This window comes from Pseudomonas sp. SDO5591_S426 (assembly GCF_054070755.1).
In genome coordinates this window covers 1-12,256 of record NZ_JBSVXD010000173.1, presented here as the reverse complement: position 1 = coordinate 12,256, position 12,256 = coordinate 1, and the positions used below count along the sequence as shown (strand labels likewise).

The window sequence follows — 12,256 nt, the reverse complement described above, 5'->3', positions numbered from 1 at the left end:
ATCTTGATCTTGTGGCTTGGAAGATCAAAAGATCGCAGCCTGCGGCAGCTCCTACAGAGGAATTCGTTTTATCTGGTCACTCGCCGCGATAGATGCAACCGCTGGTGCACGTTTCGTGGATGCGAATCGCGCTGAGTTCCGGCAGCAGCGGCTTGAGTTCCGCCCAGATGAATTTGGCCAGCACTTCACTGGTCGGGTTTTCCAGGCCAGGAATATCGTTCAGGTAGTTGTGGTCCAGACGCTCGTACAACGGCTTGAAGATCGCCTTGATTTCCGAGAAATCGCGGATCCAGCCAGTGTGCGGATCAAGATCGCCGCTCAGGTGAATCGCCACTTTGAACGAGTGGCCGTGCAGGCGTCCGCACTTGTGGCCGTCCGGGACGTGAGGCAGGCGGTGGGCGGATTCGAAAGTAAACTCTTTGAAAATTTCCACAGTGTTTTCAGCTCTGTTCAGGTGACGTTCGCCGCAGCGATTCGGGCAGGCGGCGAGTTTAACAGCTTGTCCTGACTAAAGGGTCAGCAAGCGTTCGCCGAGGCGACCGTTGGCGGCGAGTTCGAGAAATTCATCACCCAGCCGACGGCTTTCATCCATCGCCGCGTGCCAGTATTTCTGCCGGGCCGGGGCATCGCCCATGAAGCGCTTGAAGTCGTTTCGGTCCGGCAGTTTGCCGTAGGGCAGGCGAGCCAGGTATTCCTTCGACGGCGCCAGCAGCAGCACATTTTGCAGGCGTTCCGGGCAAGCACGGCGCCATGGCAGGGTCTTGTCGAACCAGCCGGGAATGACCCGGTCGGTGAAATGTGGATAGAGCACGATGTCATCGCCGCTGTAGGGCAGGTCGAGGTGATAGTCCAGCAGGCCGCCGTCGCGGAACGTGCCGGCACCGGCGCCCGGCAGGTCGCGCACGCCTTCCATCACCATCGGGATCGACCCCGAGGCGAGCAGGGCCTGGCGCAGATTGTTGGTATCGAGTGCGACGAAGCGCGACGGGAAGTCGTTCAGCGCGTTGACCGGTGGCGCCAGGCGTGGGTCGTGGATGATCAGCCGCTCGAAGTGCCGCGACAGCCGGGCGCGACCGCGCAGGTTGTCGGCGATCACCGATGACAGGCCCAGGCCCAGACGGCCGCGATGATCGTCGGCGAGCAAGCCATGGCTTTTGACCACCATGATGTTCAAGCGGTAATGGGCGTTGTCGAGGAGGGCGGCATCGCGACCGTCGAGCAAGTCATCGAGCATGCGCCGCGAACTTTGGCTGATCTGCGCCATGGTCACGCCCTTGGCGAAATTCTGCTCGGTGTAGAGGTGGCCGAGACGGCGGATGCCTTCGGCGGCGTCCGGCAGGCAGGCACTGGCGAAGCGCCAGGAGCCCACCGACGCACCGATCAACGAGCGCTCCCGTGGCGCCGTCGGCAGCCATTCGCCGAACAGCGCCAGGTCCAGCCCCTGAATCCCCAGTGCCTTCGGGCCACCGGCAGCGCCGGGCAGTGTGCCGACATCGGCGGCGTTCAGGCCGTTTTCACGAATGCGCACCAGGGCACGCGGCCCGGCCTTGAGCGTCAGGGAAGGGAACTTGATGTGGATGGCGGTCATACCGGTCTCTGTGTCTGGCAAGCGGGGAATTATAATCGCGGTCGACGCTATCAATGTAGGAGCTGCCGAAGGCTGCGATCTTTTGATCTTGATTTTTGGCGTCCATGAAGCTGCCGAAGATCAAAAGATCGCAACCTTCGGCAGTTCCTACAGTGGGATTCTATTCTGTGGTCAATGATGGCAATTCAGTTTCAATTAAGTTCATATCGCTAAGGTGCACCCCGTAGGCAACACATAAAAGAATACGGAGACACCCATGAAAACCCTGACTGCCCTGTTCACCGCGTCCATCATCGGCCTCACCGCCAGCATCGCCCATGCCCGCGATCTGGGGCCGGATGAAGCCTTGCGGCTGCGCGACGCTGGTACCATTGTCTCGTTCGAGAAACTCAACGCCACCGCACTGACCAAACACCCGGGCTCCACCGTCACCGAAACCGAGCTGGAAGAAGAGTACGGCAAGTACATCTACCAGATTGAACTGCGCGACCCGCAGGGCGTCGAGTGGGATCTGGAATTAGACGCGGTCAGTGGGCAGGTACTCAAGGATCATCAGGATTCGTAATGACGCTGTTTTCATTTACACACTGGCGCGCCAGCAGCCGATGGGCGCTGGCGCTGCTGGCTTTTTGTTCGGTGGTCATGGCCCGCGACCTGGACCAGGACGAGGCCCTGCGCCTGCGCCAACAAGGTGTGATCCTGCCGCTTGAGCAGTTATTGCAGCAGGCGCTGGACCGCTATCCCGGAGCCAAACTGCTGGAAGCCGAGCTTGAAGAGAAGCACGACGTCTACATTTATGAAGTCGAGTTGCTGACCACCGAAGGCGTGGTCCGTGAGCTCGACCTCGATGCCGCCACCGGCCGTTTACTGAAAGACAAGGAAGATTGACCGATGCGTTTGCTCCTGGTGGAAGACCACGTGCCCCTGGCCGACGAACTGATGGCCGGCCTCAATCGCCAGGGGTACGCCGTGGATTGGCTGGCCGACGGTCGCGACGCCGTGCATCAGGGCAGCACCGAACCTTATGACCTGATCATCCTCGACCTCGGTCTGCCGGGCGTTCCGGGGCTTGAAGTGCTGGAGCAGTGGCGCTCCGGTGGACTGGCCACGCCGGTGCTGATCCTCACCGCCCGTGGTTCCTGGGCCGAACGCATCGAGGGGCTCAAGGCCGGTGCCGACGATTACCTGACCAAGCCTTTTCACCCTGAAGAACTGCACCTGCGCATCCAGGCGTTGCTGCGCCGCTCCCATGGCCAGGTCAATCAACCGACGCTCAAGGCTGCCGGGCTGCAACTGGATGAAGGCCGGCAATGCGTGACCCGCGACGGTGCGGAGATTCAGCTGACCGCCGCCGAATTCCGATTACTGCGCTATTTCATGCTGCACCCCGAGCAGATCCTCTCCAAAAGCCACCTCGCCGAACACCTCTACGACGGTGAAACCGAGCGCGACTCCAACGTGCTGGAAGTCCACGTCAATCACCTGCGGCGCAAGCTCGGCAAAAGTGTGATCGAAACCCGTCGCGGCCAGGGTTACCTGTTCGGCGGGCAAGCGCGGTGAGGTCGATCCAGCGTCGCTTGAGCCTGGGCCTGATCAGCGTAATGGTGGTGGTCGGCCTGATACTGGCGCAAACCAGTTTGTGGTTGTTCGAAATGGGCCTGCAACGCTACCTCGAAGCCGGGCTGCGCAACGACAGCGAGAACCTGTTGGTGGCGCTGGTGCGTGGCCCGCAAGGCTTGCAGCTGGATGAGCGACGCCTGTCACCGGCCTATCAGCGGCCGTTTTCCGGGCATTATTTCCGTATCGATTTTGCCGACAGCCATTGGCGCTCCCGTTCGCTGTGGGACCAGGAGCTGCCGCGCCTCGACCATCCCGGCCTGCACAGCAACCTGCAATTGGGGCCTGAGGGGCAGCAGTTGCTGGTGCTGCGTTCGGACTATCGCCGCCTCGGCCAGTCGATCTCCATCAGCGTGGCGCAGGATTACACGCCGGTGCGCGAGAGCTTTCAGCGGATGCAGCAGGTCGGGCTCGCACTCGGGCTGGCGGGGTTGTTGCTGATTTTGCTGTTGCAGCGCATCACCGTGCGCCGTGCTCTGCGGCCACTGGAAAAGGCCCGCGAACAGATCGCCCAGTTGCAGCAGGGCCAGCGCTCGCAACTCGACGACCAGGTGCCAGTGGAACTGGAGCCGCTGGTGGCGCAGATCAACCATCTGCTGACCCACACCGAAGACAGCCTCAAGCGTTCGCGCAATGCCCTGGGCAATCTCGGCCACGCCTTGAAAACTCCGCTGGCCGTGCTGTTGAGCCTGGCGTCGAGCGAACAACTCGACGCGCATCCGAAATTGCGCAAGATCCTCAAGGACCAGTTGGAGCAGGTGCAGCAGCGGCTCAATCGCGAACTCAACCGCGCTCGCTTGTCCGGTGATGCACTGCCGGGCGCGCTGTTTGACTGCGATGCCGAGCTGCCGGGATTGCTGGCGACATTGAACATGATTCACGGCGAACACCTGGACCTGAGCTATCGCGCCCCGACGGGGCTGCAACTGCCGTGGGATCGCGAAGACCTGTTGGAGCTGCTCGGCAATCTGCTGGACAACGCCTGCAAATGGGCGGACGCCGAGGTTCGCTTGAGTGTGGTCGAGACAGCGGATGGCTTTGAGCTGAGCGTTGAAGATGACGGGCCGGGCATTCCCGAAGACCGGCGCGATCAGGTGTTCAGCCGCGGCACACGGCTGGATGAACAGACTGACGGGCACGGTCTGGGTCTGGGCATCGTGCGCGATATCGTCGACACGTGGGGCGGGGAATTGCGGTTACTGGAGAGCGAGTGGGGCGGGTTGAAGGTGTTGATCGAACTGCCAAAACGCAATTAATGACTGCCAGACAAAACCGGTACCTGTGGGAGCGGGCTTGCCCGCGATGAGGCCATAACATTCAACATCATCGTTGACTGTTACACAGCAATCGCGGGCAAGCCCGCTCCCACAGGGATTGTGTTGTGCCGGGTTCAGGTGTGATGAATCTCTCGATCCTTGGTTTCCGGCATGAAGAAAATGCCCAGGATTGCCGTCATCACCGCGATCACGATCGGATACCACAGCCCGTAGTAGATATCACCGGTCGCCGCCACCATGGCGAAGGCCACCGTCGGCAGGAAACCACCGAACCAGCCGTTGCCGATGTGATAGGGCAGCGACATCGAGGTATAGCGGATACGCGCCGGGAACAATTCCACCAGCCAGGCAGCGATCGGGCCGTACACCATGGTCACGTAGATCACCAGGATCGTCAGCAGCAGCAACACCATCGGGTAGTTGGTCTTGGCCGGGTCAGCTTTCTCAGGGTAACCGGCCTCTTTGAGGGCGGTAACGAGCGTGGCGGTAAACGCGTCGTTCTGGGTCTTGAAGTCGGCGGCCGGCATGCCGGTGCCCTCAAAACTCTGGATCACTTTCTCGCCAATGCGCACCTGCGCCACGGTGCCGGGTTCAGCCTTGACGTTCTGATAGGGGATCGCCCGTTTGGCCAACACAGTCTTCGCCAAGTCGCAGGAACTGGTGAATTTGGCCTTGCCCACCGGGTCGAACTGGAACGAACACTGGTCGGGATTGGCGATCACCGTCACCGGGTTTTTCTCCTGCGCGATGAACACGTCAGGGTTACCGTACTGGGTCAACGCATGGAAGATCGGGAAGTACGTGAGCGCCGCGAGAATGCAGCCGGCCATGATGATGCCCTTGCGGCCGATGCGGTCGGACAGGCTGCCGAAAATCACGAAGAATGGCGTGCCGATCAGCAGCGAGCCGGCGATCAGCAGGTTGGCGGTCTGCGGGTCAATCTTCAAGGTTTGCAACAGGAAGAACAGTGCATAGAACTGCCCGGTGTACCAGACAACGGCCTGACCGGCCGTGCCACCGAGCAGCGCCATGATCACGATCTTCAGGTTGTCCCAACGGGCGAATGACTCCGTCAGCGGTGCCTTCGAGGCTTTGCCTTCGGCTTTCATTTTCAGGAACACCGGCGACTCGCTGAGTTGCAGGCGGATATACACCGAGACGATCAGCAGCAGGATCGACAGCAGGAACGGAATCCGCCAGCCCCACGCTTCGAAGGCTTCAGTACCGAGGATGGTGCGGCAGGCGAGGATAACCAACAGCGAAAGAAACAGGCCGAGGGTCGCGGTGGTCTGAATCCACGAGGTGAAGAAACCGCGCCTGCCTTTCGGTGCATGTTCGGCCACATAGGTTGCCGCACCGCCGTATTCACCGCCCAGGGCCAAACCTTGCAACAGGCGCAGGGTGATCAGGATGATTGGCGCCGCCACGCCAATGGTCGCGTAACCGGGCAGGAAGCCCACCACCGCTGTGGAAATACCCATGATCACAATCGTGATGAGGAAGGTGTGTTTGCGCCCGATCATGTCGCCCAACCGACCGAACACAATCGCTCCGAATGGCCGCACGGCAAAGCCTGCGGCGAAGGCGAGCAAGGCAAAGATAAAGGACGTGGTCTCGTTGACGCCGGCGAAGAAGTGCTTGGCGATGATCGCCGCGAGGGAGCCGTAGAGGTAAAAGTCGTACCACTCGAACACGGTGCCCAGGGACGAGGCGAAGATGACCTTGCGCTCCTCCTTGGTAATCCCGTGGTTGGGTGCGCTGCCCGTGGTTGTGTTGTCGATTGCCGCCATGAGTTTTCTCCGTTGTTCTTGTTTTAGGCCGGAGCACCTCTCAATTTTTGCCGTACCCGGGCCATTGGACACAGACTGACGGCCTCGCATCGCTGCAAGGTTTCATGAAGCATAATCGGCTTTGGGTAGATATCCACTCGCCATCATGAATGAGAAATCGACATGTGCGCTGAAGGGTACAAAACCTGTAGGAGCAGAGCTTGCTCGCGATAGCGGTGGGTCAGACACATTGATACTGAATGTGTCGCCGCCATCGTCGGAACGCCGCCCGGAGCAAGCTCGGCTCCTACAAGGATGGGTCATGTCTTAAACCCGGAACTGATCCATCAAGCCCTGCTGATGATTGGCCAGACAGTTCAGCGACTGGCTCACCCGCGCCGATTCATTGGCCTGCCCCGACAGCGATTCAGTTACATCGCGAATGGTCGCCACGTTGTTGTTGATCTCCTCGGCCACGGCGCTTTGCTCTTCGGCGGCGCTGGCGATTTGCAGGTTCATGTCGCTGATCACGGTCACCGCGTCGCCGATCTGTCGCAGCGCCGTCACGGCCTGCCCAACCTGTTCGACGCTGCCCTGGGCCTGGCGATGGCTGTTGCCCATCGAACCGACCACATCCTGAGTGCCGCTTTGCAGTTGTTCGATCACCAGGCGGGTTTCTTCGACCGACTCCTGGGTGCGTCGCGCCAGGTTGCGTACTTCATCGGCCACCACCGCGAAACCACGCCCGGCCTCACCGGCACGCGCCGCTTCGATCGCCGCGTTGAGTGCCAACAGGTTGGTCTGTTCGGCGATGGCGCGGATCACTTCCAGCACCGAACCGATTTTCTCGCTGTTGGCCGCCAGGCCTTCGACCTGAACCATGGCCGCGCTCATGTCGGCGGCGAGGTTGTCGATGCTGGTGGTCGTGCGGTCAATCACGGACAAGCCCCGGCGGGTCGCTTGGTCAGCATCCTTCGCAGCCTGTGCCGCTTGGGCGGCGCTGCGGGCGACGTCCTGGGCGGTGGCGCTCATTTCATGGGACGCGGTGGCGACCTGATCCACCTGACGGTACTGCTGCTCCATGCCGGCGCTGGTTTCGGTGGCGATGGCGGATGACTGGTCCGCGGTGCTGCGGGCGTCCTGCACCGAGCGTTTCACTTCGGCAATGATCGGTTGCAGCTTGTCGAGGAAACGGTTGAACCAGCCGGCCAACTGCCCCAGCTCATCCTGTTTATCATAGGCCAGGCGTCGGGTCAGATCGCCTTCGCCGCTGGCGATGTCTTCGAGCATGTGCGCCACGCCGAGGATCGGTTTGGTCACGCTGCGCGCCATCAGCCACACCAGCAACAGGCCGATCAGTGCGGCCAGCACGCCCAGGCCGAGTTCGGTCAGGGTGCCGGCGGTGTTGCTGTCATCCAGTTGTTTTTTCAGCGTTTCGGCAGGGCCGACCAGCACTTTCTCCGGTACGTCGAGCAACACGCCCCAGGCTTTGCCGCCCGGAATCGGCTGGAATGGCGCCAGCACTTTCAGTTGTTGGTCGCTGTGCAGGCTGCTGGTGTTGCTGCTGGTGGCGAGCAGGCGCATCAGCTCGGCGCCGCTGGTCTTGTCCACGGTTTCCAGGCGCTGGCTGAGCTTGCTCGCATCCGCGCTGTAACCGGCCAGTAAACCAGCCGGGCTGACGATGCTGACGCTGGTCTGGCCGTCGTAGAGTTTCTTGCTCGCACTCTGGCTGAGGGTTTGCAGGCTGTTGAGATTGATATCCACCGACAGCGAAGCGATGACCTTGCCGTTGACGATCAGCGGGAACACGATGCTGGTCATCAGCACGTTGTGGCCGTCGATCACATAGAAGTAGGGCTCGATCACGCAGGGCTTGAGGCTGGTGCGCGGGCAGGTGAACCAGGCGTTGGCCGCCTCGCCGCTGGGGCCGGTGCGGGTGTCGGCCATGTCGCTTTCCGGCAAGGGCATGGAGGTCAGCTTGCCCGGCGTCGGTTGCGACCAGTACAGGGCAAAGCGACCCTTTTCGTTACTGCCGACCTCGCTCTGATCGGCGAACAGTTCGTCCTTGCCGTCCAGCCCATTGGGTTCGAACACCAACGACAACCCGAGCAACTCCGGATTGGCTTGCAGCGCCGACTTGACCTGACGGGTCAGGTCTTCACGCAGGTCGAAGGCATCGAGAAAGCGCTTCTCGGCCTGGTCGCGCAGGAACAGCACCTGACGCGAAAAGCCGTGGCCATATTGATAGGCGTCCATGAACTGCTGGCGAATGACCAGCGCCTGGTTTTCGCCCTGGGACTCGATCCGCGCCTGTGCCGCTTCATTCAGCATCTCCATGCTCGAGGCTTTCACCAGCTCGGAGCTGTGCTCCATGCGATACAGCGAAAGACCTACCAGCAAGGTCACGATGCCCGCCAGGCACAGCCCGGCCAGCAGGGTGATTTTCCATTGGATGGAAAGTTGTCTGAGCGACATGGAGACGTCCTTATTCGATAAATATCTGAGACTTTGCACTGTAACGGCTGCGATTGAGCTTTCTTTATCCCTCCCGTCGAATAACGGAGTGTCCTCTGTAGGAGCTGCCGAAGGCTGCGATCTTTTGATTTTTACGTTCTCACCGGCGTTGAAGATCAGGAGATCGCAGCCTTCGGCAGCGCCTACACGAGCAAGTCTTGGCTTTGACAAGAAAGGGCTGCTGCGGCAAAGTGCGCGCCCTTCTAATAAGACCCATTCTTCAACCCGCTGGCCGCTGATGCAGACGCCCGGCTGGACTCTTTTCGCTTGTCTGGAGAACGACAATGAATGCAGTAATTGCCGCGGTCGGCATCATGCTGATACTCAGCCTGTCCCGCGTGCATGTGGTGATCGCGCTGATCGTTGGTGCGCTGGTGGGTGGTTTGACCGGTGGCCTGGGGATCGAAGCGACGCTGAAAGCCTTCAACAGTGGCCTCGGCGGCGGGGCGACGGTGGCGTTGTCCTACGCGTTGCTCGGTGCTTTCGCGGTGGCGATTGCCAAGTCGGGCATGGCCCATGCCTTGGCCGACAAGGCCTTGGCAATGGTCGATCGCCAGCACGCCACGGGCGGTGGCCAGGTCAAGTGGCTGTTGATCGGTCTGCTGTGGGTGGTGGCCATCGCCTCGCAGAACATCTTGCCGATACATATCGCCTTCATTCCCTTGCTGGTACCACCGCTGCTTTATGTACTGACCAAGTTGCAACTGGATCGCCGGTTGATCGCCTGTGTCATCACCTTCGGCCTGATCACCCCGTACATGTTCCTGCCGGTGGGTTTCGGCAACATCTTTCTCAATGAAATCCTGCTGGCCAACGTTGCGCGCAGCGGCGTGGACATCAGCGGCATCAATGTCACCCACGCCATGGGCATTCCGGCCCTGGGCATGGTCGCGGGCCTGCTGATCGCGTTTGTCAGCTACCGCAAGAAACGTATCTACGATCTGACAAAGATCGAGCAAGTCGAGCAGGTCGCGGTGCAATACAACCCGATGAGCCTGCTGGTGGCGGGTGTGGCGATTGCGGCGGCGTTCATCATTCAGTTGTTGCTGGACTCGATGATTATCGGTGCGCTGGCTGGTTTTCTGATCTTCTCGGTGTCGGGCATCGTCAAGTGGCGCGACACCGACGACCTGTTCACCGAAGGCATGAAGATGATGGCGATGATCGGCTTCATCATGATCGCCGCGTCCGGGTTTGCCGAAGTGATGAAGGCTACCGGTGAGGTGCAAACGCTGGTCGAATCGTCGGCGGCGTACATCGATCACAGCAAGGGCGTCGGCGCCTTGTTGATGTTGCTGGTAGGTTTGCTGGTGACCATGGGCATCGGTTCGTCGTTCTCCACTGTGCCGATCCTGGCGGCGATCTTCGTGCCGCTGTGTGTGCAACTGGGCTTCAGCCCGTTGGCCATTGTGTGCATCGTCGGCACCGCCGGCGCCCTCGGTGACGCCGGTTCACCGGCCTCCGATTCGACCCTCGGCCCGACCTCCGGCCTGAACATCGACGGCCAGCATCACCACATCTGGGACACCGTGGTCCCGACCTTCCTGCACTACAACCTGCCGCTGCTGGTGTTCGGCTGGGTGGCCGCGATGGTCTTGTAACCCCGGCGCTCTCTGTAGGAGCACGGCTTGCCGGCGATAGCGCTCTCAAGGACGCAATCGCGGGCAAGCCGTGCTCCTACAGTTTTTTGTTCGCGTGCCGTTAAAGCCTTTACCCACGCCAACAAAATCAAAAGAGTGAACGTCATGCGCATGAGCCTGAAGGCTAAAGTCCTGTCCCTTGCCGTCCTGCCGGTGTTGCTCTTCGCGCTGGTCATCAGTCTGACCACGTTGTTTATCCTGCAAGGCCAGGCCCGCCAAGAGGTCGAGGAAACCCGCGAACGCCTGCTCAGCGATGCCAAGGCGACTCTGCAAAGTTATGTCGCCGTAGCCATGACCACGATCAAGCCGCTGTACGAAGCTGCTGCTCAAGGTGATGACGCCGCACGGGCCCAGGCGATCAAGTTGCTGTCGAGCATCAGCTACGGCAAGGACGGTTACTTCTTCGGCTACGACTCCAACACTGTGCGCCTGTTCAAGGCCAAAGACCCGGAAGGCGTGGGCAAGAGCTTCAAGGACAACCGCGACCCGAATGGCGTCTACGTCAACCGTGATCTGGTGAAAGTCGCCAAGGAAGGTACGCATTACCTGCAATACAGCTCGCCGCTGCCGGGCAATAGCCAAGTGCTGGTGCCCAAACTCGGTTACACCGAATACTTGCCGAAGTGGGATATGGCGGTGGGTACGTCGGTCAACCTCGATGGCATCGAAGCGCAAGTCGCGGTGGTCGAGGCCAAGGTTCAGGAGCGCATGCAAGGCGTGGTGCTGAGCATCGTTGGCGTAGCCGTGGTGGTGCTGTTGCTGATCGCTGCGGCGGGGATGCTGTTGGCCAACACCATTCTGCGTCCGCTGAACCTGATGAAAGCCAACCTCGACGACATCGCGGCGGGCGAGGGCGACCTGACCCGTCGCCTGACCATCACCAGCCAGGATGAACTGGGCGAACTGGCCGGCTCGTTCAACCGTTTCGTCGACAAGATCCATGGCCTGGTGCGTCAGATCACTGAAATGACTTCGCAACTGACCGGGCTGGTGACTCAGGTGTCCGACCAGGCCCATCGTTCGGACAAGGCCATGGAGCGTCAGCGTCACGAAACCGATCAGGTCGCCACGGCAATCAATGAAATGTCCGCCGCTGCCCAGGAAGTGGCCAAGAGTGCGCAAAACGCTGCGGTGGCTGCCCAGCAGACCGACGAAGAAGGCCAGGCCGCCAAGCGTGTGGTGGCCGGCAGCATCGTCAAGATTCATGCACTGGTTGATGACATTCGCAGCAGCGGCGTATCGCTCGACAGTCTGCAAAAAGACGTGTCGTCGATTGTCAGTGTGCTCGGGGTGATCCGTTCGATTGCCGAGCAGACCAATTTGCTGGCGCTCAACGCCGCCATCGAAGCCGCTCGCGCCGGTGAGGCCGGGCGCGGGTTTGCGGTGGTCGCTGATGAGGTGCGGGCGCTGGCCAGTCGTACGCAAATCAGCACCCAGGAAATCCAGGGCATGATCGACCGTTTGCAGGCCGGCACCCAGTCGGCGGTGGAAGCCATGCGTCGTTCCAGCGAGGCCGGTGACGGCACGTCCGCTCAGGCCAACGAGGCGGGCGCATCGCTCGACACCATGGCGCAGTTGATCGCCACCATCAATTCGATGAACGCGCAGATCGCCAGCGCCGCCGAAGAGCAGACCGCCGTGGCGGAAGAGATCAACCGCAGCGTGCATCAGATTGCGGTGGCGGTGGACAACGTTGCCGGCGAAACCCAGCTCGGTGCGCAGACCTCCCGCAGTCTCGCGGATCTGGGGCAGCGGTTGGGCAGTCTGGTGGGGCAGTTCCGGATCTAAAGGTCCCCCTTAAACCTGTGGGAGCGGGCTTGCTCGCGAATGCGGTGTGTCAGTCAATACATA

10 protein-coding genes and 1 pseudogene are annotated in these 12,256 nt (G+C 60.9%); 7 read left to right on the top strand and 4 right to left on the bottom strand.

Annotated elements, in window-relative coordinates:
• Positions 1 to 76: 76 nt before the first annotated feature.
• Together queD and ACW9JC_RS24400 are read right to left on the bottom strand one after the other, a co-directional pair.
• Positions 77 to 433 (bottom strand): 6-carboxytetrahydropterin synthase QueD, encoded by a 357-nt coding sequence (gene queD, locus ACW9JC_RS24405; protein ID WP_008056290.1) that lies wholly within the window; start codon positions 431 to 433, stop codon positions 77 to 79.
• A 75-nt stretch (positions 434 to 508) separates the two neighbouring features.
• Positions 509 to 1,588, bottom strand: a complete 1,080-nt coding sequence (locus tag ACW9JC_RS24400) for a patatin-like phospholipase family protein (protein WP_457458141.1) — start codon at positions 1,586 to 1,588, stop codon at positions 509 to 511.
• A gap of 256 nt (positions 1,589 to 1,844) precedes the next feature.
• Between ACW9JC_RS24400 and ACW9JC_RS24395 the strand changes: the two genes are divergently transcribed.
• The 4 genes from ACW9JC_RS24395 to ACW9JC_RS24380 all read left to right on the top strand — a co-directional run bounded on the left by ACW9JC_RS24395 (position 1,845) and on the right by ACW9JC_RS24380 (position 4,461).
• On the top strand, positions 1,845 to 2,153 hold the full coding sequence (locus ACW9JC_RS24395) for a PepSY domain-containing protein (protein WP_457458139.1): 309 nt from the start codon (positions 1,845 to 1,847) through the stop codon (positions 2,151 to 2,153).
• A 77-nt stretch (positions 2,154 to 2,230) separates the two neighbouring features.
• Positions 2,231 to 2,476 carry a PepSY domain-containing protein gene (locus ACW9JC_RS24390; protein WP_416129231.1) on the top strand — a complete coding sequence of 82 codons (246 nt, stop codon included), beginning with the start codon at positions 2,231 to 2,233 and terminating at the stop codon, positions 2,474 to 2,476.
• A gap of 3 nt (positions 2,477 to 2,479) precedes the next feature.
• On the top strand, positions 2,480 to 3,148 hold the full coding sequence (locus tag ACW9JC_RS24385) for a response regulator transcription factor (protein WP_416129203.1): 669 nt from the start codon (positions 2,480 to 2,482) through the stop codon (positions 3,146 to 3,148).
• Positions 3,145 to 4,461 carry a sensor histidine kinase gene (locus tag ACW9JC_RS24380; protein ID WP_457458137.1) on the top strand — a complete coding sequence of 439 codons (1,317 nt, stop codon included), beginning with the start codon at positions 3,145 to 3,147 and terminating at the stop codon, positions 4,459 to 4,461. The genes ACW9JC_RS24385 and ACW9JC_RS24380 overlap by 4 nt, the downstream gene beginning before the upstream one ends.
• Positions 4,462 to 4,595: 134 nt before the next feature.
• Here the strand turns inward: ACW9JC_RS24380 and ACW9JC_RS24375 are convergent, their stop codons facing one another.
• Positions 4,596 to 6,272, bottom strand: a complete 1,677-nt coding sequence (locus tag ACW9JC_RS24375) for an MFS transporter (protein WP_338582032.1) — start codon at positions 6,270 to 6,272, stop codon at positions 4,596 to 4,598.
• Between the two features lie 306 nt (positions 6,273 to 6,578).
• Positions 6,579 to 8,726 (bottom strand): methyl-accepting chemotaxis protein, encoded by a 2,148-nt coding sequence (locus ACW9JC_RS24370; RefSeq protein ID WP_457458135.1) that lies wholly within the window; start codon positions 8,724 to 8,726, stop codon positions 6,579 to 6,581.
• A 323-nt stretch (positions 8,727 to 9,049) separates the two neighbouring features.
• On the opposite strand from ACW9JC_RS24370, the gene ACW9JC_RS24365 reads away from it, so the two are divergent.
• The 3 genes and pseudogenes from ACW9JC_RS24365 to ACW9JC_RS24355 all read left to right on the top strand — a co-directional run bounded on the left by ACW9JC_RS24365 (position 9,050) and on the right by ACW9JC_RS24355 (position 12,193).
• Positions 9,050 to 10,366, top strand: coding sequence for a Na+/H+ antiporter family protein (locus ACW9JC_RS24365; RefSeq protein ID WP_457458133.1), 1,317 nt, complete (start codon positions 9,050 to 9,052; stop codon positions 10,364 to 10,366).
• Between the two features lie 144 nt (positions 10,367 to 10,510).
• Positions 10,511 to 11,335, top strand: a pseudogene (locus ACW9JC_RS24360) (cache domain-containing protein); the annotation flags it as partial.
• A 36-nt stretch (positions 11,336 to 11,371) separates the two neighbouring features.
• The gene (locus ACW9JC_RS24355; RefSeq protein WP_445177321.1) at positions 11,372 to 12,193 is read left to right on the top strand and encodes a methyl-accepting chemotaxis protein; all 822 of its coding nucleotides are present in this window, start codon (positions 11,372 to 11,374) and stop codon (positions 12,191 to 12,193) included.
• The last annotated feature ends 63 nt before the right edge of the window (positions 12,194 to 12,256 follow it).